Origin of the sequence: Curtobacterium sp. PhB25, from assembly GCF_004365375.1 — a bacterium.
Classification (GTDB): Bacteria; Actinomycetota; Actinomycetes; order Actinomycetales; family Microbacteriaceae; genus Curtobacterium.
In genome coordinates, this window is the sequence record NZ_SODR01000002.1 from 328,783 (window position 1) to 350,755 (window position 21,973).

Below are 21,973 nucleotides of genomic sequence, written 5' to 3' on the forward strand. Positions count from 1 at the left end.
CTATGCGCACGGCCCCGTGGCGAGCCGGGCGTCACGCCGCCCGGAACCGGTCGCGCCGCGTCCGCCGGCCGCCCCGTCCGGAACCGGTCGCACCGCGTCCGCCGACCGCCCCGCCCGGAACCGGTCGGACCGCGTCCGCCCCGCCACCCCCGCGCGGACCCGCTGCTCGAAGGCCTCGAGCTCGTCCACGACGGCCGGTGCGACCCAGGCACGGTCACGCCGCCGCTCGGTGACCGGACGCAGCACCCCGGCGTGGACGAGTTCTGCGGCCACGCAGCCGGCCAGGTCCTCGTCGACCGGTCCGTCGTCGACACCGGCGAGGAGGTCCTGCAGTCGGGCCTCGGTCAGGACCGGGTCGTCGGAGAGCGCCCGTCCGACGACGGCGTGGGCTCTCGTGGCACACGGACCCGCCATCCGGTCGGCCGCGTGCTCGTCGAGCAGCAGGGCGGTCACGGTTGCCTCGTCGCACACGGTGCCGATGGCGATCGCGACGTCTGTCACGAGGGCGTCCACGACCCCGTCGCGGTACCGCGCGAGGTGCCGGAAGTACCGGCCCCGATCCGCGGCGAGCGCGGTGGCGATCGGCGCGGTCACCGTCGTCGTGACGCCCCGGCGTCGCAGCACGGCGCTGATCAGCGCACGCCCGATCCGGCCGTTGCCGTCGGTGAACGGGTGGATCGACTCGAACTGGGCGTGCCCGATCGCGGCCTGGGCGATCGGGTGCAGGTCCGTCCGGTGCAGGAACGCGAACAGGTCGGCCATCAGGGGCGCGACCAGCTCCGGCGGCGGCGGGACGTACGTCGCCAGCCGCGGGGTGTCACCGCCACCGATCCAGTTCTGGACGCTGCGGTAGCGCCCGGCGTACCGCCCGTCGACCGGGTCGTCGCGCATGAGCAGCCGGTGCGCCTCGAGCAGCGCGGCCTCGGTGATCACGCCCGTGTCCGCTGCCGCGACCAACCCCTCGATCGCTCCGGCGGCGCGGACGACGACGGTCGCACTCGGGTTCGCGCGGATGCCCACGAGGGCTCGGGCGCAGTCGTCGAGCGACGCGGACTCGTCCTCGATCCGCGACGAGGCGACGGCCTCGGTCCGACCGATCACCGACCCGAGCGGCGCGAGCCGGGAACCGTGGTGGACGTCGAGCGACCGGAGCGCCGCGGCTGCGCGGTCGAGCAGCGCCTCGGTCCGGGCGTCGGGCACCCACCGAGCACGAGCGATCCGCGGCGGCAGCGACACGCGGACGGACGTGGTCATCCGGTCGGCGCGGGAACCCCGGCGGGCGCTGCGCCACGGACGCTCCGCGCTGCCGTGCACGGGCCATCCGCGGTGCACGAGCACGCCGCTGTGCGCGGTCTGGTCCCCGAGCGCGGTCGAGCCGTCGTGGACGTCCGGGGTCTCGTTCCGATGCACCATGCCGGGAGCGTAGGGACCCCCGGGCGCCCGACGCCAGGAATTCGTATTTCGCCGGCCCGCGTAGCGTTGGTGGCATGAGCAACTCCTTCGCGATCACCGGTGCCCACGTCGTCCCCGTCTCCGCCCCCGCCTTCGACGGCGGCGCGGTCGTCGTCGAGGACGGCCGCATCACCGCGATCGGCCCGGACGTCACACCGCCCCCGGGGATCACCGTGGTGGACGCCGCCGGTGCGTGGCTCGTCCCCGGGTTCGTCGAGTCGCACGGCCACGTCGGCATCCACGAGGAGGCGAACGGCGAGGCCGGCAACGACACGAACGAGATGACCGGCCCGAACATGGCCGGGGTCCGTGCGATCGACGCGATCGACATCGACGACGAGGGCTTCCGCGACGCGCTCGCCGGGGGCATCACGAGCATCGTCGTGAAGCCGGGGTCCGGCAACCCGATCGGCGGCCAGACCGTCGCCATCAAGACCTGGGGCGGGCGCACCGTCGACGAACAGCTGATCTCGGACTCGGTGAGCATCAAGAGCGCGCTCGGCGAGAACCCGAAGCGGGTGTACGGCGGCAAGGGCCAGACGCCGTCGACGCGCCTGGGCGTCGCGAAGATCATCCGTGACGCCTTCGTCGAGGCCCAGAACTACCGCGCCGCCCGTGACGCCGCCGCCGCGAAGGGTGAGCCGTTCGCGCGTGACCTGACGAAGGAGGCACTCGTCCGGGTCCTCGACGGCGAACTCGTCTGGGACCAGCACACCCACCGCCACGACGACATCGCGACCGCCATCCGGCTGTCCGAGGAGTTCGGGTACCGACTCGTCGTGAACCACGGCACCGAGGCGCACAAGATCGCCAGCCTGCTCGCCGAGAAGGACATCCCGGTCATCTACGGCCCGCTGTTCACGAGCCGCTCGAAGGTGGAGCTCCGTGACCGCGGCATCCCGAACCTCGCCACCATCGCCGCAGCCGGCGTCCGGGTCGCGATCACCACCGACGCCCCCGTCGTGCCGATCGGCATGCTCGTCGACCAAGCCACGGCCGCGGTGAAGGAGGGACTGCCCGCCCAGACCGCGCTCGAGGCGCTCACCGTCAACCCGGCCGAGTTCCTGGGCTTCGGTGACCGTGTCGGTCGGCTGGCCGTGGGCCACGACGCCGACCTCGTGCTCTGGGACGGCGACCCGCTCGACGCGACCAGTCGCGCGACACGTGTCTGGATCGACGGCCGGCAGGTCTTCGAGTGGGCGGACGGCGTCGGCGTCACCACCCCGCGCTGGTAGCGGGGGAGAGCCGGGAGGCCCGGATCGCGACGTGCCCGCACGTCGCGATCCGGGCCTCCCGTCCGTGGCGCCGGGGGCGCTGGGTGGTGACGGCCGGCGGGCCCGGCGGGCTCAGACCTCGCGCGCCAGCAGGAACTCGTTGATGCGGTCCGTCAGGTCCGCGTCGATCGCGCGGGCGTCGCCGTTCACGGAGCGGATCGGCGCCGCCTGCCGGACGCTCGACACGAGCCAGAGTGCGTCGGCGGCCTGCAGGTCGGCGAGCGTGACGAGTTCGTAGGCGGTCTCGATGCCCTCCTGCTCGGCGAAGCGGAAGACGTCGGCCTGCGTCGTGCCGGCCAGGATCCCGATGTCGGTGCGCGGCGTGACGAGCCGGTCGCCGACCTTCAGGATCAGGTTCGCGCGCGTGCCCTCGAGCACGTAGCCGTCGCTCGACACGAACAGGGCGTCGTCGGCACCGCGCCGGCCAGCCTCGCGCAGGGCGGCCATGTTGACCGCGTACGACAGGGTCTTCGCGCCCTGCAGCAGCCACGGCGAGGTGCGCTCGACGTCGTGTCGGTAGCCGCGGTCCAGCACGACGACGGAGATGCCCTCGGTGCGCGCGGCGGTCGAGTCGACGGACGGTGCGGCGTAGACCCAGCCGGTGGGTCGGTCGGTGCCCTCGACGCCACGGGTCAGGACGGTCTTCGCGAAGGCCTCGCGGACCGGGTCGAGCCGGGCGCAGACGGCCTCGATCGCCTGCCGCCAGGCGTCGGGGTCCGGCGCGGGCAGGTCGAGCATCGCGGCGGAGCGGCCGAACCGGTCGAGGTGCGCCTCGAGGGCCTGCGGACGACCGTCGACCACCGTGATCGTCTCGAACACGCCGTCGCCCCGGGTGATGCCGAGGTCCTGCACCTGCAGGTGCTCCTCGAGCGGCTTCGCCCAGGTGAAGGCGTCCGCTGCGGGGTCGTGCGGCGCGGCGTCGCGGGAGGGCTGGTTGAGGATCGCGAGCACGGTTTCGGTCATGCGCCCATCCAACCGCACGCGCGTCCGCGCACGTTGTGCGTGGGCGCGCTTCGGGCGTGGGCGTCAGCTCGCGTCGGGCAGGGCGCCCATGAGCTTCCACACCGCCTGGGTGAGCTCGGGGTGCTGCAGCGCGATCCGGCGCAACCGGTGGTACTCCTCGCCGAGGACGGTGCCCTGACCGGACGCGGGGTGCATCGACCACTGGGCGTGCCGCTTGCCGATCGCGGCGTCGAGGTCGACCGCGTCGGCCCGGAGGATGAGCACGACCTGCTCGTCCACCGTGGGGAGCGTCGGCATGAACTCCCACGGGTCCTCGCCCTGACGGCTCCGGTGCTCGACGAGCATCGAGATCTCCTCGGCAGCCTCGGCGCGCAGCACTTCGAGGCTGCGCCCGGTCCTGCGGGGCTCAGCCATGGTGCCCCCGCAGCACGCCTGCCATGGGAAGAGCGTACGACACATCTTCGGCCAGACTGGACGGGTGACCCCGCGCGACGAGAGCAAGTCCCAACACCCCCGAGTGGTCGTCGTCTACCTGCTGCGCGACGGCGCGAGCGGGCCCGAGGTCCTGCTCGGGGAGAAGCGCCGCGGCCTCGGCACCGGCCGGCTGGTCGGCCCGGGCGGCAAGCGGGAGCCCGGTGAGACGGCGGTCGAGACCGCCGTGCGCGAGGTGCGCGAAGAGGTCGGCCTGCGTCTCGAGACGGTCGACCTGGAGGCCCGTGGCACGTTGGACTACCGGTTCCCGTACCGGCCATCCTGGTCCCAGGTCTCGGACGTCTTCGTGTGCCGCCGCTGGCAGGGCAGCCCGTCGGGCTCCGACGAGCTCGAACCGCGGTGGATCCCGGTCGCCGACGTCCCCTACGAGGCCATGTGGGACGACGCGAAGTACTGGCTGCCGGCGGTGCTCCGTGGGGGTGCGGTGCGTGCACGCTTCACGTTCGCCGACGACGACGCGACGGTCGCGGGCTTCACCGGGACGGGTGTCGAGACCCCCGCGTAGAGCGGGTCAGCGGGCCAGCGGATCAGCGGATCTGCTGGGTGCGGGTGCTGCCGGTGCGTGCTTCCTCGGCGGCGGCGATGACCTCGGCGTCCCCGCTGCGACCGCCGAGGGGCCGGACGAAGAAGTCGATGATCCCGAACACGATCGCGCCGACCATGGCGAACATCGCCCAGCCGACGAAGAGCCCGGCGGTGTTCCGGCCGTCGGCGGGTGCGAGCACGATGCTCGCGACGTAGAAGCCGACCGTCAGCACGAGGAGCACGACGACGACGGTGACGAGGACGCGGTGCCAGGTGATGCGGGGGTTCATGCCCCCCAGGATACGCGCCGCCGACGCCTCACCGGTCCGCGTGCCGGCACGGACGATGCACGTGCATCATGCGACAGAGCACGCGTCGATCGACTGGTGCATCGTCGGAACATGCGCACGCAGTCGATGCATGTGCATCATGCGACAGAGCACGCGTCGATCGACTGGTGCATCGTCGGAACATGCGCACGCAGTCGGTCTGCGCGAGCGGTGCGATCCTCAGGAACGAGCTACCGGTCCGCGTGCCGGCCGTGCGGCGGCTCGTCCCCGACGTCGACTCGGGCCGACGTGTCGGACCGAGCCGGCGCCCTGGAGCCCCCGGTGCGTGGGACGGGACGGGTGCGCGGTCCGGTCCCCGCGCCTCCCGTGCGGTCCCCGGTCCGCTGCACGGGGATGCGGCCGGTGGGGGTGGTCTCGGTCTCGAGGCCGTCACGGCCGCCCGTGAAGACGTCGCCGCCGACGCGGGCGTCCTCCCAGTCGTCGTCACTCAGGACGCTCAGGGTGCCCGTCTCGGTGGACTCGAGGCCGTGGCGCTCGAGCTCGGCGTCGCGTTCCTTGCCGAGGAACTCACGGTTCGCGGTGTTGGCGTCCTGGAACATCGTGGTCCGGCCCGTGACGATGGCGCGGATGCGTCGGCGTTCCCACCACTTCTTGCCGAAGTACATGAGCACGAGGCCGACCGCGGCGTAGCAGCCCATCGTGATCAGGCCGCGGGCCGGGCCGGGGCCGACGCCGTAGATCTGGTGCTTGATCATGTCGACCATGCTGGAACCGACGACGACGTTGTTGAGCCAGGCGAACGGCTCCGGCATGAACCACTTCGGGTACGCCCCGCCGGACGACGGCATCGACAGGAACACGAAGCAGATCATGGCGGGCGCGGCGATGAACCGGCCGACGAAGTAGCTCAGCCCGTTGACGGCGAGGCCGATCGCGACGATCCACCCCCACGCGATGAGCACGAGCTGGATCCAGTGGCCGTGGATGGCGCCGACGACCGGACCGGCGAGCGTGTTCGTGATGAGTGAGATGACGAGCCCGCCGACGACGATGACGGTCATGCGGGTGCGGTGCCGGAGCGGGCCGCCCATGATCCCGATGAACATCGCGACCATGTAGCCGCCGATGCACCAGGCGAGCATCACGTACATCGGCACGGTGCCGTACTCGTCCCACGCGGGCAGGGGAGCGAGCTCGGTGATCTTCGGGGTCGCGACCCCGATCCCGGTCAGGACCGCGGTCAGCGTCGCCGGTACGAGGCTCGCGACCTGGAACTGGTGGGCGCTCGCCTTGAAGAACTCGTTCGTCGCGGGGTCGTAGGCGACCGCCATCGAGCCGGCGATGACGTCACGTTTCGCCGCGGCCAGGGAGTCGTAGGTGTGGAACACGAACTCGCCCGGCAAGGCCTTCTGCACGGCGGCGACGAGGGTCGGGTCACTGCCGACCAGGGCGATCGGGACGTCGTGCGGGTGCGGTGCGTGGAACGCGAAGACGTAGCAGAGGCAGAAGCCGACGATGAAGAACAGCGGCATCCAGAGCTGCAGGCCGATGAGCTGGAGCGAGGGGTGCAACGTCGAGTACCAGCGGCGGTACGCACTGTGCTGCTGCGGTGCCGGCACGGGTGCCTGTCGGCGCGGAGCCGGTCGGGTGGAACCGGCGACCTTCGCGCCGCGACGGGGCTTGGTCCCGCGGGCCGAGGGCCGGGTGCTGCGTGGCTTCGGCGCCGACGTCGGCCGGGACCCTCCGGGACGTTCCGGGGTGTCGTCGTTCCTGTTGACGTCGTTCCGCGGCGTGCTCACTCGGCGCTGTGCTCCTGTTCTCGGACGGAGCGCCAGGATACGCCGAGGCCCTCAGGAGCGGCTGCGTGACGCCTGCGCCGAGTCCATCGCGAGTTCTTCGGCGTCGAGGGTCACGAGCACGCGGCGCATGACCTCTTCGTCGAGGTTGCCCTTCTCGCGCTCCTCGAGCACGATCTCGCGTCGTCGGTCGAGCAGCTCGCGCCGGATGTCCTGGATCTGCGAGCCACGCAGGCGCATCGGGGCGTTGCGCTCCTCGACCTCTTCCTCGAGGGCGTCCTGCCGGAACGTCTCGACCTGCCGCTCGAGCCGTGCCTTCAGCCGGTTCACCACGGAGTCGACGGCGACGGCGCCGTACTGCTTCGACCAGTCCGGACGGCGCTTCTCGAGCAGCTCGATGGCGGCCTCGGTCGTGCGCTGGTTCAGTCGCATCTCGCTCCGGACGTCCTCTTCGCCCTCGGCCGGGTCCTGCACCTTGAGTGCACGGATGACGAAGGGCAGCGTCAGGCCCTGCAGCAGCAGCGTGCCGACGGTGACGAAGAACGCGATGATGAAGATCGTGTCCTGCGCGGGGATCTGCGTCGGGCTCGCGACCACGGACACCGCGGCGGCGAGGGTCACCACGCCGCGCATGCCGGTCCACGAGATGACGGTGAGCTCGCGCCAGTTGAGCTTCGGCTCGGCCGTCCCGCGCATCCACCGCAGTGACGGGTGGCCGCGGGAGAGCTTGATGCGCAGCGGACGGAGCCATCGCCCGTTGAAGCGGTTGCGCACGTACGACTCGAAGATGAAGAGGGGCCGCACCAGGATCACGACGCCGAGCACCACGGCCGCGGCGGTGAGCGTCTGGCCGAGACTCCGTTCGCTCTCGACCAGATCCTGCACCACGGTGTTGAGCTGCAGGCCGATCAGGGCGAAGACGAAGCCCTCGAGGATGACGTCGATGCTGGTCCAGAGCGGGCGCTCCTGCAGGCGGGTGGCGTAGCCCTCCTTCGGCGAGTTGTAGCCGATGTACAGGCCGGCCGTGACGACCGCGATGACGCCGGAGCCGGAGAGGTCCTCGGCCAGGATGTACGCGACGAAGGGCAGCAGGATGCTCATGATCGTCTCGACCACGGGGTCGTTGAGCCGCATCCGGATCCAGTGCACGACGACGCCGAGCACGATGCCGACGGCCAGGCCGACGCCGATCGCCAGGCCGAAGATGCCGAGGTCCTGCCAGATGGTGAGCGACGTCCCCGCGATGATCAGGGTGAACACGCGCACCAGGGTCAGGGACGCGGCGTCGTTGATCAGGCTCTCGCCGGACAGCACCGTCATCACCCGGCGGGGGAGCCCGAGCTTGCGACCGATCGCGGCGGCGGACACCGCGTCCGGCGGGGCGACGATCGCACCGAGCAGGATCGCCGCGGGCAGGGTCATGTCCGGGATCAGGAAGTACGCCACCGCGCCGACCACGAGTGCCGTCACGATGACCAGGAAGATGCCGAGACGCCGGATCTGCTTGATCGACGTCCGGAAGCTCTGCCACGACACGTCGAGCGCCGCCGAGTAGAGCAGCGGCGGCAGGATCACCGTCAGGATCACCTCGGAGTCGATCTCCATCGCGGGGAGCCCCGGCAGGAACGACGCTGCGAGCGCGACCGCCGTCACGAGCAGGGGAGCGGGGAGCCCCTTCGCCCGTGCGAACCCGGTCACCGCGAGCGATCCGACCAACAGGATGAGGAGCTCGACGGTGTCCATGGGACTCATTCTCGCATCGGCATGGTTCCGAATCTGAACGAGTCTGAAGCTCCGGTGAACAGCAGGTTGCCGATCAGGTTTGCTCCGGAGGCCGTCGATGGGGAACACTGGCCCGCGGTGGACATCACACTCATAGTCGTCCTGGTCATCGCGTTGGCCCTCTTCTTCGACTTCACAAACGGTTTTCACGACACCGCCAACGCGATGGCGACTCCGATCGCGACCGGGGCCATGAAGCCCAAGGTCGCGGTCACGGTCGCCGCGGTGCTCAACCTCGTCGGTGCGTTCCTCAGCACCGCGGTGGCGACCTCGATCTCGCACGGCCTCATCAACGAGGGCCCGGGCGGCGTCGCGATCTCACCGGAGATGATCTTCGCGGGGCTCATCGGAGCGGTCGTGTGGAACATGATCACGTGGCTCCGCGGGCTGCCCTCGTCGTCGTCGCACGCGCTGTTCGGCGGACTGATCGGAGCTGCGATCGTCGGCGCCGGGTTCCAGTCCGTGAACTACGTCGCGCTGCTGACGGTCGTCATCATCCCGGCCTTCGCGTCGCCGGTGATCGCGTCGCTCGTGTCGTTCCTGTCGACACGCATCGCGTACCGGATCACGAAGCGCCCGGTGTTCCCGAACGAGCGCGGCGGCTTCCGTGTCGGGCAGATCTTCACCTCGTCGATGGTGTCGCTCGCCCACGGCACGAACGACGCCCAGAAGACGATGGGTGTCATCACGCTGACGCTGATCGCCTCGGGGGCGCAGTCGTCGAACCAGGGCGTGCAGTTCTGGGTCGTCGTCGCCTGTGCCCTGGCGATCGCGCTCGGCACCTACACGGGCGGGTGGCGCATCATCCGCACGCTCGGGTCCGGCATCACCGAGATCCGGGCCACCCAGGGCTTCGCCGCCGAGGCCTCGACCGCCGCGACGATCCTGGCGTCCAGCCACCTCGGCTTCGCGCTCTCGACCACGCAGGTGTCCTCCGGCTCGATCATCGGCGCCGGACTCGGCCGCCGCGGCTCGAAGATCCAGTGGTCCACCGCCGGCAAGATCGTCATCGCCTGGTTCATCACGCTGCCCGCCGCCGCAGCCGTGGGCGCGGTGGCGTCGGGCATCGCACGTCTGGGCGTCATGGGGCTCGTCATCGACGCCATCGTCGGCGCCGCCGTGATCCTCGGCCTGTACCTGTGGTCGCTCCGGAAGCCGCACGAGGGTGCCTCGGCCATCGAGGTCGACGTCGCCGCGAACGCCGTGTACACCCGCAAGGAACTGCGCGACCTGCAGCGCAAGAAGCGCGCCGACGCCGTCGCGGACCGCCGCGCAGCACTGAGCCGCGAGCGCACGCTCCGCCGCATGGCCGCACGCAAGGGAGGCCGTCGCTGATGGGAATTGATTGGTTCGCGTTCGTCACCGTGGCGCTGGTCGCCGTGGTCTCGTCGTGCTTCGTCGTCGCCGTGTACTCCGTCGGTCTCCGGTTCTGGAGCGCCGCGGACACCCGCGCGGGCAAGTTCACCGTGAAGGACGACGGCACGATCGGTCCGGCGACCGCCGGGTTCCCGAACCCCGCCGGAGCGACGACCGCGGTGCGTGCCTTCCGTGCGCTCGCGATCCTCTGCTACGCGGTCTGCGGCGCCGTCGTGCTGTACGGCATCTACCTCATCGTCCCCCAGTTCCACTGACGCGGGGCGCGCGCGACGCGCGCTTCGTGAGCAGAAATGGTCGGGTGCGTTCCGGCGACCCGACCATTCCTGCTCACCATCCACGGGCACGCGCTCGCTCGCGTCCACCGGACGGGAGGCCCGTGGCGGCCTGGCACCGTGCCTCCCGTCCGGCTGGGTGTGGGCGGCGCTGTCGCGACGCGCGTTTCGTGAGCAGAAATGGTCGGGTGCGTTCCGGCGACCCGACCATTCCTGCTCACCATGTGCGCGCCCCCGCCCGGCACACCCCGAGCTCGCTCCCGGACCGGCCGGACGGACTGGGCTAGCCTCGACGTGTGACCGGCAACGAAGCAGCACAGGCCCCCACCGAGGCGCAGACCCGTACCGAGAGCGACTCGCTGGGGTCGCGCGAGGTCCCGATCGACGCCTACTGGGGCATCAACACCCTGCGGGCCCTGGAGAACTTCCCGATCACCTCGGTGCCGATCTCGGTGTACCCGGACCTCATCGAGGCGCTCGCCACCGTCAAGCAGGCGGCAGCGCGGGCGAACCGGGCGATCGGGGTCCTCGACGACGAGCGTGCCGACGCCATCGACCGTGCTGCGCAGGAGGTGCGGGACGGCGCCCTGCGTGAGCAGTTCCTCGTCGACATCGTGCAGGGCGGCGCCGGTACGAGCACGAACATGAACACGAACGAGGTCCTGGCGAACCGGGCCCTCGAGCTCCTCGGCCACGAGCGGGGCGACTACGGGTACCTGCACCCGATCGACCACGTGAACCGCAGCCAGTCGACGAACGACACGTACCCGACGAGCATCAAGATCGCGATGATCTTCTCCGCCCGGCGACTCATCGAGCAGCTCGAGCAGCTCTCCGCGGCGTTCGCCGAGCGGGGGAACGCGTTCTCCGACGTGCTCAAGGTCGGCCGGACGCAGCTGCAGGACGCCGTGCCGATGACCCTCGGGCAGGAGTTCACCGGCTTCTCGCACACGATCCAGGAGGACGCCGACCTGCTCCGCAAGGTCCTGCCGCTGCTGGCCGAGATGAACCTCGGTGCGACGGCGATCGGCACCGGGATCACCGCGGACCCGCTCTACCGCGACGAGGTCCGCCGGCAGCTGCAGGACGCCAGCGGCATCGACGTCGTGACGGCACCGGACCTGATCGAGGCGACGAGTGACGCCGGCGCCTTCATGACGCTGTCCGGCACGGTGAAGCGCAGTGCCGCGAAGCTCTCGAAGATCTGCAACGACCTGCGGCTGCTCGCGTCGGGGCCGCAGGCGGGACTCGGCGAGATCACCCTGCCGGCGCGCCAGGCAGGCTCGTCGATCATGCCGGGCAAGGTGAACCCGGTGATCCCCGAGGTCGTGAACCAGATCGCGTTCGCCGTGGTCGGCGCTGACACCACCGTGACGATGGCGGCCGAGGGCGGTCAGCTCCAGCTCAACGCGTTCGAGCCGATCATCGCGCACTCGATCCTGCAGTCGCTGCAGTGGATGTCACGGGGCTGTGCGACGTTGCGCGAGCACTGCGTGACGGGCATCGAGGCGAACGAGGCGAAGCTCGCGGCGCAGGTCGACACGAACGTCGGCGTGGTCACGGCACTGACCCCGTACATCGGCTACGCGGCTGCGGCGTCGATCGCGCACACGGCGCTGACCACGTCGACGCCGATCTCGACGCTCGTCGTGGCCGCCGGCCTGATGGACGAGGACCAGGTGCAGCGCGTGCTGAGCCCGGCGCGGCTGTCCGGCATCGAGCTCGCGACCGGTGCGATCCCGGTGGTCACCGAGGAGATGCTGGACCGAGCGGCACGCGAGCGCTAACGCAACCAGCGCGACCAGCGCAACCACCTCAGGGCATCGGCGCCTCGCCGACGCGCACCTGCTGGGCGACGTCGCGCAGGTGTTCCTGTGCCGGGGTCGGCTCGGCGTCCTCGTCGGCGGCGACCTGGGCCGCGGTGGTCCGGACGTTCCGCGCCGCGGCGATGTCGGCGTCCCGCCAGCGGGCGAGGGTGAAGTTGCGCGTGACGTCGCGCAGCGGCAACCGGATCGACTCGTCGGCCTCGATGCCGGCCAGGAGCTGCCGCATCCGGATCACCTCGGAGTCGAGCTCACCGCCGACCACGAGCACGAAGTTCGAGATGTACAGGTAGACGAGCAGCAGGATCCCGCCGCCGAGCCATCCGTACGCACGGTTCCCGCCGCCGATCGTCTCGACGTAGACGGCGAAGCCGAGGGTCGCGAGCGCCCAGGTGACGATGGCGAACGCGGCACCGGCGGACACCCACCGCAGCTGCGGCGTCTTCACGTTCGGGGTCGCGTAGTACAGGACCGCGACCATCACGACGAGGTCGGCAGCGAGCACGGGCCACTTCACGACGTTCCACACGTCGTCGATCCACGGCGCCCACCCGAACGACGCGACGATCGCCGCCGAGATCGTCGGGGTGCCGAGCAGGATCACGATCGCGATCGCCCCGCCCGCCATCACGAGCAGGGTCACGAGGAGCATCATGCTGCGGAACTTCCAGATCCGCCGACCCTCCTCGACCTCGTACGAGGTGTTCATCGCCCGCCCGAACGCCGTCGCGTACCCGGACAGCGACCACAGCGTCAGCACGACGCCGGTCGCGAAGCCGAGCCACGGGTTGTCGAGGGTCAGCAGCTGGCGCAGCGGGGTCTCGAGGTGCTGCGCCGTCTCCGGGCGCAGGATGAACCCGAGCACACCGATGATGTCGGCCAGGCTGTCGCCCTTGCGGTCGACGATCGACAGTGCGGAGACCACGGTCAGCGCGGTGGGGAACACGGTCAGCAGCGCGAAGAACGTCAGCGACGCCGCCGCGTCGACGACGCGGTGCCGGATGACCGAGTGGTAGGTGCGCCGGACGACGGCGCGGACTCCCGTCCGCTGGAGGTCGCGCGATGCGCTGTCCGGCATGCGTTGTACGGTACCCGACACGTGACGTCACGCCGTGCCGTGGTCGCGCCGCGGTGCGGACGGGAGGCCCGTGGCGGGCCCGCCCCGCGCCTCCCGTCCGCCCTTGGTCGCGTCGACCCCGTCACAGCGACACGATCCCGCCATGGTCTGCCGTCCGTCTCGCGAAAGCGACAGACGTCCGCGGAAGGTTCGCGCAGATCTGTCGCTTTCGCGGGAGGCCCTGCGGCCGCTCGCCGGTCAGTTGGCGTGGGGGTGCAGGGCGTCGTAGCGGCGGAAGGAGGGGACGAGGCGGAGGAGCAGCGCGACGAGCGCCACGATGAGCACGCCGCCGATGATCGGCGGGTACGCGATGCCGGCCGCGACGACCAGGCCCGCGTAGAGGTCACCGAGCCGCGGGCCTCCCGTGACGACCACGATGAAGATGCCCTGCAGCCGGCCGCGCATGCCGTCCGGCGACGCCGCTTGCAGGATCGTGTTCCGGAACACCGAGCTGACGTTGTCCGCACCGCCGGCCGCCGCCAGGAACAGCGCCGCCAACCCGAGCGCGGGCAGGATCCCGACCGAGAACGACTCGCCCGAGCGTCCGCCGAGCACGTGCGCGAGCGCGATGACGACGCCGAACGCCGCGATCGCTGCGCCGTACGCGGTGATGGCCCAGCCGACCGCCTCGCCCTGGCGGCGCACGTGCCCGAGCGGCCCGGAGAAGACACTCGACAGTAGCGCGCCGATCGCGTAGGCGGCCGTGAGGGTGCCCACGGTGATCGATCCGCCGCCGATCACGAGCGCCCCGATCGCGGGGAACAGGACGCGGGGCTGACCGAACGTCATCGCGACGATGTCGAGCACGAACGTCATGGTGATGTTGCGCGACCTCCGCAGGAACCGGGCGCCCTCGACCAGGGAGCTCAGCCCCGGGCGGAGGGCACCGTGGTCGGCCGCCATCCGCGGCAGCGTGAACACCCCGAGGAACGCGAAGGTGAACAGGACGACGTCGATCGTGTAGGTCGGCGCGAACCCGACGCTCGCGATCAGGACGCCGGCGACGGCCGGTCCGACGGTGACCTGGAACCCGGAGGCGATCCCGCCCAGGGCGCTCGCCGCGGGCAGCAGGTCGGTGCCGACGAGTCGCGGGACGATCGCCGAGCGCGAGGCGTTGCTCACGGTCGCCGCGACGGCGTTCACGGTCGCCAGGACGTAGAGCAGTGGGACGCTGTGCAGTCCGAGCCACGAGTGGGTGGCGATGAGGGCGACCGCGACCCAGGCGATGATCGACGACACGAGTGCGACGGTGCGCCGGTCGAAGGCGTCGGCGAGCATGCCGCCGTACAGGCCGGCGACCACCATCGGCAGCAGGGCGATGACCCCCACGAGCGCCACCGCGAAGGTAGAGTGCGTGATCTCGTACACCTCGAGCCCGACCGCCACCGTGGTCATCTGCGTGCCGATGCCGGCGATCGCGGTGCCCGCCCAGAGCCGGGCGAAGGCGGGGGATCGGCGGAGCGGGGTGAGGTCGGCGAGCAGGCGGCGGCGCGGCGGTGCGGGAGTGGGTCGTGTCACGGTGGAACCATTCTGCGGCCTGGGTGGCCGTTGCGTCTGCCGTTGCCGCGCTCTGGTTGACTGGATCGCATGACTGACCTCAACAGCAAGCCCGAGTTCGACGCGCCCGAGGGCCCGGCCCCCACCGATCTCGTCATCACCGACATCGTCGAGGGCTCCGGCGAGGAAGCGTCCGCCGGCTCGACCGTCAATGTGCACTACGCCGGCGTCGAGTACGAGACCGGCGAGGAGTTCGACAGCTCGTGGAACCGCGGTGAGCCCATCGACTTCCCCCTCGCGGCGCTGGTGCGCGGCTGGCAGGAGGGCATCCCCGGCATGAAGGTCGGCGGTCGCCGCAAGCTCGTCGTCCCGCCGGAGCTCGCCTACGGTCCCGCCGGTGGCGGCCACTTCCTGTCCGGCAAGACCCTGATCTTCGTGATCGACCTGCTCGGGGTGCGCTGATGCAGGTCGGTGCCCCGACCATCGAGCTGAACGACGGCCACCGGTTCCCGGAGCTCGGCCTCGGCACCTACGGCCTGAACGGCGACGAGGGTGCGGCCGCGGTCGGCACCGCGATCGCGAGCGGCTACCGGCTACTCGACACCGCACTGAACTACGGCAACGAGGACGCCGTCGGCCGTGCCGTCCGCGAGTCCGAAGTCGCGCGTGAGGACCTCGTCGTCACGTCGAAGCTCCCCGGCCGCCACCACGGCTACGACGAGGCGCACCGTTCGATCGACGAGACCCTGGGCAACCTGGGGCTCGACCACGTCGACCTGTACCTGATCCACTGGCCGAACCCGTCGGTGGACAAGTTCGTCGAGACGTGGAAGGCGTTCGTCGACCTGCGCGACAGCGGCAAGGTCCGCTCGATCGGCGTCTCGAACTTCACCCCGGAGCACCTGCGCCGCATCATCGACGCGACCGGTGTCGCACCGGCCGTGAACCAGGTCGAGCTGCACCCGTACTTCCCGCAGGCAGAACTGCGGAAGGTGCACCAGGAGCTCGGCATCGTGACCGAGAGCTGGAGCCCGCTCGCCGTCCGGTCGGAGCTCCTCACCGAGCAGCCGATCACCGACGCCGCAGCGGCCCACGGTGTGACCCCCGGCCAGGTCGTGCTGCGGTGGCACGTCCAGCTCGGTGCCGTGCCGGTACCGAAGTCGGCCGACGCCACCCGGCAGCGCGAGAACCTCGACGTGTTCGGCTTCGAGCTGACCGACGCCGAGGTGCAGGCCATCTCCGGCCTCGAGCGCGGCCGGCTGTGGGACGCAGACCCGGACACGCACGAAGAGATGTGACCAGCCGGTCCTGATCGGCACGACCCTTCGGGAACTGCGGGCCTCCAGCGGGCAGTACACTGGATTCCCCTCTTCCCGAAGGGTTGCGTGTGTCCGAACCGACCGAGATCGACCGCGAGCGCGGCTACGTGGACGGCCTCTTCCGCCGTCTCGACGAGCTGACCGCCGAGGCCGAGCAGCGTCTCGCCGAGACCCGTCGTCAGGCGGTCGGCGGGAACCACCAGAGCCGCAGCGAGCGCGACGCGTACGCCCGACTCTACGAAGACACCGTGGCGACGCTCGAGCGCGTGGGGGACCGTCTGGTCTTCGGCCGCCTCGAGGTCTCCGAGCCCGACAGCTCCGAGGACGCCTTCCGCTACATCGGCCGCGTGGGCCTCCGTGACGCCGACCACCGCCCGCTCCTGCTCGACTGGCGGGTGCCCGGTGCCAGCGCGTTCTACCAGGCCACCGCGGCGCACCCGATGGGCATGCGCTCGCGTCGCCACCTGTCGCTCGAGGGCCGTCGGGTGGTCGGCGTCGAGGACGAGGTGTTCGACGCTTCGCTCTACGACGACGAGCGCACCCACCTGCAGGGCGAGGGGGCGCTGCTGGCCGCCGTGACCGCCGAGCGCACCGGCCGGATGACCGACATCGTCGCCACCATCCAGGGCGAGCAGGACCGCATCATCCGCTCCCCGCTCGAGGGCGTGCTGATCGTGCAGGGCGGCCCCGGCACCGGCAAGACCGCCGTGGCGCTGCACCGTGCGGCGTACCTGCTGTACTCGTACCGCGAGCGGCTGCGGGGCTCCGGCGTCCTGATGGTCGGCCCGTCGCCGGCGTTCCTGACGTACATCGAACAGGTCCTGCCGTCGCTCGGTGAGACCGGCGTCGTCATGGCCTCGCTCGGTTCGCTCTACCCGGGGGTGCACGCGACGACGCACGACGCCCGCGACGTCGCCGCCGTGAAGGGCTCCGCGCAGACGGCCGCACTCCTGCGCCGCGCCGTGCGGTCCCGCCAGGTGGTGCCGACCGAGTCAGTGACGCTCGACGTCGAGGGCGAGCGGCTCGTCGTGACGCCGCAGCTCGTGGCCGACGCGATGAAGCGCGCCCAGGACCGCGGCAAGCCCCACAACGCCGCGCGCGTGACGTTCAACAAGCTGGCGCTCGACGCGATGACCCGGCTGCTCGCCGAACAGCTGCGCGAGCGTGGGACGACGGTCGACGAGGCCGACGAGAAGGTCCTGCGCGAGGACATCCGGAGCTCCTACGACGCCCGGGTGCTGCTCAACACCGCGTGGCTGCCGCTGCCGCCGGAGAAGTTCCTCGAGGACCTGTACGCCCGTCCGAACTGGCTCGCCTCGCTGACCCCGGACTGGACCCCGGAACGCCGTGCCCTGCTGCAGCGCGCACGCGGTGCTGCTTGGACGGTCGAGGACGTCCCCCTGCTCGACGAGGCCGCCGAACTGCTCGGCCCGTTCGACCCGACCGGCGGCGCCGCCAAGCGCGCGGCGAAGGCCAGCCGGAACCGAGACATCGAGAACGCGCGGCAGGCGATCGAGAACATGGGCGTCGAGGGCATCGTCACCGCCGAACAGGTCGCCGGCTCGTTCGCCGAGGGCGGCGACCCCCGCTCGACCGCGGAGCGCGCCGCCGACGACCGCGAGTGGACCTACGGGCACATCGTGGTCGACGAGGCGCAGGAGCTCTCGCCGATGCAGTGGCGCGTGCTCGCCCGCCGCAACCCGCTGCGCTCCTTCACGATCGTCGGCGACATGGCGCAGGGCTCCTCGCCCGGGGCCGCGCGCACCTGGGACGACGTGCTCGGCGCGCTCGCCCGCCGACGCCGTGGGCGGGCACCGCTCGTGCCGCTCGACCACCGCATCGAGCAGCTCACCGTGAACTACCGCACCCCGCGGTCGATCGTCGAGGCCGCCGGCGTCTTCGCCGACGGTGCCGGCCTGACCGTCACCCGCAACGAGGCCGTGCGCGACGGCGACCCCGTCGAGCGCGTCCGCGTCGCCCGTGCCGACCTGCTCGACACGGTCGTGTCGGTCGCCGACGCCGAACGGTCGCGGATCGGTGCCGGCACCATCGGCGTGATCGTCCCGGAGTCCGAGGTCGACGCCGTCCGCCAGCGGCTCACGCGCACCGAGGCCGACGTGCGCGGGCTCGCCTCGCCGCACGCCGGGTCGCTCACGGTGTTGACCGGGGCGGACGCCAAGGGCCTCGAGTTCGACGGCGTGCTGCTCGTCGACCCCGACCGTGTCGGTGGCGACGCTGCGCGCCCGGCGGCCGCGGTCTACGTCGCGATGACGCGTCCGACGCGGCGCCTGACGGTCATCGACGTCGTCTGAGGGGTCGCGTTCGCGCATCGCGCGCGGCCACTTCGTGAGCAGAAATGGTCGAGTTCGCCGCGCGGAGGCGACCATTCCTGCTCACGATCCGCGGCGGTCCGGCCGGCGCGGGGCGGACGGGAGGCCCGTGGCGGCTCCGGCACGGGCCTGCCGTCTCAGGACGGGTCGCCTGCAGAGCGGACGCGCGCGACGAGGTCGGCCCACGCGCCGTCGAGACGGCGGCCCGGGATCGTCACGGTCGTGCGCTCGACGGTGATCGTCCACGTGAAGTCGTCGGGGACCGGCGGCCCGGCCGTCGCCGTCGCGGGGGTCCGGGGGAGCGCGTCGACGACCTCGGACCACGCCGCGGGGTCGGCGAACGTGTCGGTGTCGACCCGCCAGTGCCGCGTGGTACCGGCGAAGCCCCCGGAACGACGGACCTCGATGCGCATGCTCCCGACCGTACGCCGGTGCGTGGCGCTCGATCGTCTCAGTCGAGGACGCCGACCGTCCGCCAGGCATCCTGCACCGCGGTGTGCTCCGCGGAACCGGCGCCGAACCGGGACCCAGCGGCGTCGATCGTCACGGCGGCGAACCCGGCGAAGTCGATCGAGGCGGTGACGGCGTCCGAGGTCAGGGCGTCCCACCACACGGCACCGGCGCCCTGCCAGGCGTACCCGCCGATCGCGGTCGCCGCCAGGAAGAACGCGTGGTTCGGGATGCCGGAGTTCGTGTGCACCCCACCGGCGTCGTCGGTCGTCACGACGAAGTCGGCCATCGTCGCGGGCTGCGGGTCCTTGCCGAGCACCGGGTCGTCGTAGGCGGTACCCGGGGCCCGCATCGAGCGCAGGGCGTCGCCGTGCACGGCATCGGTGAAGAGTCCCTCGCCGATGAGCCAGCTCGCCTGCTCGGCGGTCTGCCCGGCCGCGTACTGGGCGACGAGGGAGCCGAACACGTCGCTGATCGACTCGTTGAGCGCCCCGGACTGCCCCTGGTAGGTCAGGTCGGCGGTGTACTGCGTGACGCCGTGCGCCAGTTCGTGCCCGATGACGTCGAGCGCGATGGTGAAGCGCCGGAAGACCTCGTCGTCGCCGTCGCCGAACACCATCCGGCTGCCGTCCCAGTAGGCGTTGTCGTAGTCCTGCCCGAAGTGGACCGTGGCGTCGAGGGAGAGTCCCGCACCGTCGATCGACACCCGGCCGAAGACGTCGAGCCAGAAGGCGTGGGTCGCGCCGAGGCCCGCGTACGCCTCGTCGACGGCCGCGTCACCGGTGTCGGGATCGCCTTCGCTCCGGACTACCGTGCCGGGCAGGGTCGTCGTGCCGCGGGCGTCGGCGATCGTGCGCTGGGGCGACCGGTCGACGGTGCCGCTGCCGCTGACACCGCGCGGGGCGACCAGGTGCTGGTGCTTCGGGCTCTGCACGAGCTCGAGCGACGCCAGTGCGGTGCGGGCCGCCGAGGCCGCCCGGGGGAACTCGGCCGCCTGGGCCACGGCGTGGAGCAGGTAGGGCGGGACGACGGAGCGCCGGCTGTCGGTCGGGGTCATGCGCTCATGCAACCACCGGGCACCGACACCCCGGCCGCGGGTCAGTCCCGCTTGCGGTTCTCGACGAGGCCGAGCGCGTAGGACTCCCACCACTGCCCGGCGGCCGGTCCACCGTTGCACGTGCCGTCGCTGAGCCCCGGCGTCTTGACCCAGAGCAGGGCGTCGAGCCGGCTCGATCCGCCGGTGACGTGCGGCGCCTGGCCGAGACCCGCGCCCTCGGGGTTGCACCACGTCCCCCGCCAGCCCTGACCGTTCCGGGAGACGTCGATGACGAAGTGCGGATCACCACCGATCGCGTCGGCGAGTTCGTCGGCGTAGGCGCGTTCCTGGTCGACGCGGTAGAAGTTCGACACGTTCGTGAAGAAGCCCTGCACCTCGTCGACACCCGCCTGACGCAGCCAGTCGGCCATCGTCGCGGTCGGGACACGGTTCTCGTTGCCGCCGTCGAGGTACACCGTCAGTCCGTGCCCGGTCAGCGCGTCCACGGCCTTGCGGAGCAGCGGGAGCCTGGAGTCGCGGAGGCGCTCGCAGTTCTGGATCTGTGCGATCGCGTCCGGTTCGACGAGCACGACGGCCTTCGAGCCGGCCATCGCGCGGACGGCGGACCGGACCCACGGCAGGTACGCATCGTCGGTGGTGCCGCCCTTCGAGTAGCTGCCACAGTCGCGGTCCGGCACGGTGTACAGCACGAACACCGGAGTGGCCCGCTGCTGCTCGGCGTTCCGGACGACCGCGCGGATGGTCGCGCGCGTCTCGGACCGCGAGGTGTTCGTGAGCCAGGTCGCGATCGGCTGGTCGGCGATGCGGGCGATCTGCGCCGCGGTGTCGTCGTGTCCGGCGGCTCGTGCCTGGCGCTCGCGGATGCCCGGCTGGTTCACCGCCGACGGCTGGTGCGCGAGGCCGCCGGGGAACGCCTGCTCCACGGTCTTCCGCGTCACGACGTCACGTCCGCCCGCCGTCGGGTCGGCGTCCGGCCCGCTGCCGTGCGGCACGACCACGACGAGCGTCGTGACCACCGCGGCGACGGCGACGACCGCGGCCGCGATCCACAGCCACTGCCGGCGCGCCGACCTGCGCATCCCCTGGTCCTCCGGCATCCGGCGGTCCTCCCTGTTCGCTCTCCATGCTGACAGGTGCGGGGGAGTCCTGACCAGGCCACCGGGGTGTTCGTTCAGGTCGGCCGACGGCTTCTGCCAGGAGCGCTCCAGCGACCGCGCAGGACGGTGTTGCACAATACCGGGATGTTCCGTCGACTCCTCCTCCTCGCCGTGACCGCGGCGTACGCCTGGGTGATCTGGCGGATGACGCTGACCCCGCAGGTCTTCACCTCGGCACAGAACTCGTTCGTGCTGCACGCGATCGCCTGGGTGCAGCAGCTGCCGCACGGTGCCTGGTTCACGTACGAGCGCACCGAGTTCCTGGCCAACATCGCGATGTTCGTACCGGTCGGCATGCTCGCCGCACTCTGGCTGCCGCGGCGCTGGTGGATCCTCGGAGCCCTGGTCGCGGTCGCCCTGTCGACCGGCATCGAGTTCGCGCAGGCCACCTACCTGCCCTACCGCGTCGCCGACCCCCGCGACGTGCTGTCGAACGGCCTCGGTGGACTGCTCGGCGCGACGCTCGTCGGACTCGTCCGCAGTCTGCTGCCGGCGCCCCGTCGTCGCCGCCTGCGCGCCAGGACCGCCTAGGACTCTGGTAGTCTTGCGCGGTTGCCGTCGAACGGCCGCGGACAAAGAGCGCTCGTGCATCAGGCACGGGCACCGCGCAACGGACTGAAAGGGGATCTACGCATGGCACTTGACGCGAAGGTCAAGCAGGAGATCATCGAAGAGTACGCGACCCACACGGGCGACACCGGTTCCCCCGAGGTCCAGGTCGCCGTTCTGACGCGTCGTATCAACGACCTGAACGAGCACCTCAAGGAGCACAAGCACGACCACCACTCGCGTCGTGGTCTGCTGCTCATGGTCGGTCAGCGTCGCCGTCTCCTCGGTTACCTCTCCGACGTCGACATCGCCCGCTACCGTGCGCTCATCGAGCGCCTCGGCCTGCGCCGCTAGTCGACGCCTCACGGCTTGACTGAACGCCCCGGTCCTCCTCGCGAGGACCGGGGCGTTCTCCGTTCCCGGGAATGGTTGCGCGCGGCGCACGGTTCGG

21 protein-coding genes are annotated in these 21,973 nt (G+C 71.3%); 10 read left to right on the top strand and 11 right to left on the bottom strand.

Features of this window, described 5'->3' with window-relative positions:
• Entirely contained in the window at positions 1 to 1,413 is a 1,413-nt protein-coding gene (locus tag EDF51_RS20135; protein WP_134194174.1) for a Fic family protein, read from the bottom strand.
• Between the two features lie 74 nt (positions 1,414 to 1,487).
• Here EDF51_RS20135 and EDF51_RS06100 point away from each other — a divergent pair, with 74 nt between their 5' ends.
• Positions 1,488 to 2,687: an amidohydrolase gene (locus tag EDF51_RS06100; protein ID WP_111084558.1), complete on the top strand. Its 1,200-nt coding sequence runs from the start codon at positions 1,488 to 1,490 to the stop codon at positions 2,685 to 2,687.
• A 111-nt stretch (positions 2,688 to 2,798) separates the two neighbouring features.
• Here the strand turns inward: EDF51_RS06100 and EDF51_RS06105 are convergent, their stop codons facing one another.
• On the bottom strand, positions 2,799 to 3,689 hold the full coding sequence (locus EDF51_RS06105; RefSeq protein ID WP_133936698.1) for an aminodeoxychorismate lyase: 891 nt from the start codon (positions 3,687 to 3,689) through the stop codon (positions 2,799 to 2,801).
• 63 nt (positions 3,690 to 3,752) lie between these two features.
• Complete coding sequence (locus EDF51_RS06110) at positions 3,753 to 4,103, bottom strand: tryptophan synthase subunit alpha (RefSeq protein WP_123294181.1); 351 nt, start codon at positions 4,101 to 4,103, stop codon at positions 3,753 to 3,755.
• Between the two features lie 64 nt (positions 4,104 to 4,167).
• On the opposite strand from EDF51_RS06110, the gene EDF51_RS06115 reads away from it, so the two are divergent.
• Positions 4,168 to 4,686 (top strand): 8-oxo-dGTP diphosphatase, encoded by a 519-nt coding sequence (locus tag EDF51_RS06115; protein WP_159573127.1) that lies wholly within the window; start codon positions 4,168 to 4,170, stop codon positions 4,684 to 4,686.
• Between the two features lie 22 nt (positions 4,687 to 4,708).
• Here the strand turns inward: EDF51_RS06115 and EDF51_RS06120 are convergent, their stop codons facing one another.
• The 3 genes from EDF51_RS06120 to EDF51_RS06130 form a co-directional block, all read right to left on the bottom strand.
• Positions 4,709 to 4,996: a hypothetical protein gene (locus EDF51_RS06120; protein WP_123341059.1), complete on the bottom strand. Its 288-nt coding sequence runs from the start codon at positions 4,994 to 4,996 to the stop codon at positions 4,709 to 4,711.
• Positions 4,997 to 5,226: 230 nt separating this feature from the next.
• Positions 5,227 to 6,615 (bottom strand): ABC transporter permease, encoded by a 1,389-nt coding sequence (locus EDF51_RS06125; protein ID WP_134194176.1) that lies wholly within the window; start codon positions 6,613 to 6,615, stop codon positions 5,227 to 5,229.
• Positions 6,616 to 6,846: 231 nt separating this feature from the next.
• A complete protein-coding gene (locus EDF51_RS06130; protein ID WP_131878592.1) occupies positions 6,847 to 8,535 on the bottom strand; it encodes a sodium:proton antiporter in 1,689 nt (562 codons plus the stop codon).
• A 117-nt stretch (positions 8,536 to 8,652) separates the two neighbouring features.
• Between EDF51_RS06130 and EDF51_RS06135 the strand changes: the two genes are divergently transcribed.
• The 3 genes from EDF51_RS06135 to EDF51_RS06145 all read left to right on the top strand — a co-directional run bounded on the left by EDF51_RS06135 (position 8,653) and on the right by EDF51_RS06145 (position 12,010).
• Positions 8,653 to 9,909 (top strand): inorganic phosphate transporter, encoded by a 1,257-nt coding sequence (locus EDF51_RS06135; RefSeq protein WP_123938824.1) that lies wholly within the window; start codon positions 8,653 to 8,655, stop codon positions 9,907 to 9,909.
• Positions 9,909 to 10,205, top strand: coding sequence for a hypothetical protein (locus EDF51_RS06140; protein ID WP_123293936.1), 297 nt, complete (start codon positions 9,909 to 9,911; stop codon positions 10,203 to 10,205). The genes EDF51_RS06135 and EDF51_RS06140 overlap by 1 nt, the downstream gene beginning before the upstream one ends.
• A 314-nt stretch (positions 10,206 to 10,519) precedes the next feature.
• The gene (locus EDF51_RS06145) at positions 10,520 to 12,010 is read left to right on the top strand and encodes an aspartate ammonia-lyase (RefSeq protein WP_134194178.1); all 1,491 of its coding nucleotides are present in this window, start codon (positions 10,520 to 10,522) and stop codon (positions 12,008 to 12,010) included.
• A 28-nt stretch (positions 12,011 to 12,038) separates the two neighbouring features.
• On the opposite strand, the gene EDF51_RS06150 is transcribed toward EDF51_RS06145, so the two are convergent.
• Both EDF51_RS06150 and EDF51_RS06155 read right to left on the bottom strand, forming a co-directional pair.
• Positions 12,039 to 13,124 carry a YihY/virulence factor BrkB family protein gene (locus tag EDF51_RS06150; protein WP_131878596.1) on the bottom strand — a complete coding sequence of 362 codons (1,086 nt, stop codon included), beginning with the start codon at positions 13,122 to 13,124 and terminating at the stop codon, positions 12,039 to 12,041.
• Positions 13,125 to 13,361: 237 nt separating this feature from the next.
• Positions 13,362 to 14,681, bottom strand: a complete 1,320-nt coding sequence (locus EDF51_RS06155; protein WP_123293933.1) for an MFS transporter — start codon at positions 14,679 to 14,681, stop codon at positions 13,362 to 13,364.
• A 69-nt stretch (positions 14,682 to 14,750) separates the two neighbouring features.
• On the opposite strand from EDF51_RS06155, the gene EDF51_RS06160 reads away from it, so the two are divergent.
• The 3 genes from EDF51_RS06160 (at position 14,751) to EDF51_RS06170 (ending at position 18,291) form a co-directional block, all read left to right on the top strand.
• Positions 14,751 to 15,122, top strand: coding sequence for an FKBP-type peptidyl-prolyl cis-trans isomerase (locus EDF51_RS06160; protein WP_134194180.1), 372 nt, complete (start codon positions 14,751 to 14,753; stop codon positions 15,120 to 15,122).
• On the top strand, positions 15,122 to 15,958 hold the full coding sequence (locus EDF51_RS06165) for an aldo/keto reductase (RefSeq protein WP_134194182.1): 837 nt from the start codon (positions 15,122 to 15,124) through the stop codon (positions 15,956 to 15,958). The genes EDF51_RS06160 and EDF51_RS06165 overlap by 1 nt, the downstream gene beginning before the upstream one ends.
• An 89-nt stretch (positions 15,959 to 16,047) precedes the next feature.
• Positions 16,048 to 18,291: an AAA family ATPase gene (locus EDF51_RS06170; protein WP_243837082.1), complete on the top strand. Its 2,244-nt coding sequence runs from the start codon at positions 16,048 to 16,050 to the stop codon at positions 18,289 to 18,291.
• A gap of 155 nt (positions 18,292 to 18,446) precedes the next feature.
• On the opposite strand, the gene EDF51_RS06175 is transcribed toward EDF51_RS06170, so the two are convergent.
• The 3 genes from EDF51_RS06175 to EDF51_RS06185 are packed head-to-tail and all read right to left on the bottom strand — an operon-like array spanning position 18,447 to position 20,895.
• Positions 18,447 to 18,722 carry a protealysin inhibitor emfourin gene (locus EDF51_RS06175; RefSeq protein WP_134194186.1) on the bottom strand — a complete coding sequence of 92 codons (276 nt, stop codon included), beginning with the start codon at positions 18,720 to 18,722 and terminating at the stop codon, positions 18,447 to 18,449.
• A gap of 38 nt (positions 18,723 to 18,760) precedes the next feature.
• Positions 18,761 to 19,816 carry a M4 family metallopeptidase gene (locus EDF51_RS06180; RefSeq protein ID WP_134194188.1) on the bottom strand — a complete coding sequence of 352 codons (1,056 nt, stop codon included), beginning with the start codon at positions 19,814 to 19,816 and terminating at the stop codon, positions 18,761 to 18,763.
• Positions 19,817 to 19,857: 41 nt separating this feature from the next.
• A complete protein-coding gene (locus EDF51_RS06185) occupies positions 19,858 to 20,895 on the bottom strand; it encodes a glycoside hydrolase family 6 protein (protein ID WP_166673499.1) in 1,038 nt (345 codons plus the stop codon).
• A gap of 162 nt (positions 20,896 to 21,057) precedes the next feature.
• Here EDF51_RS06185 and EDF51_RS06190 point away from each other — a divergent pair, with 162 nt between their 5' ends.
• Positions 21,058 to 21,504, top strand: a complete 447-nt coding sequence (locus tag EDF51_RS06190; protein ID WP_111084575.1) for a VanZ family protein — start codon at positions 21,058 to 21,060, stop codon at positions 21,502 to 21,504.
• A gap of 102 nt (positions 21,505 to 21,606) precedes the next feature.
• Positions 21,607 to 21,876 carry a 30S ribosomal protein S15 gene (gene rpsO, locus EDF51_RS06195; RefSeq protein WP_134194192.1) on the top strand — a complete coding sequence of 90 codons (270 nt, stop codon included), beginning with the start codon at positions 21,607 to 21,609 and terminating at the stop codon, positions 21,874 to 21,876.
• Positions 21,877 to 21,973 lie beyond the last annotated feature (97 nt).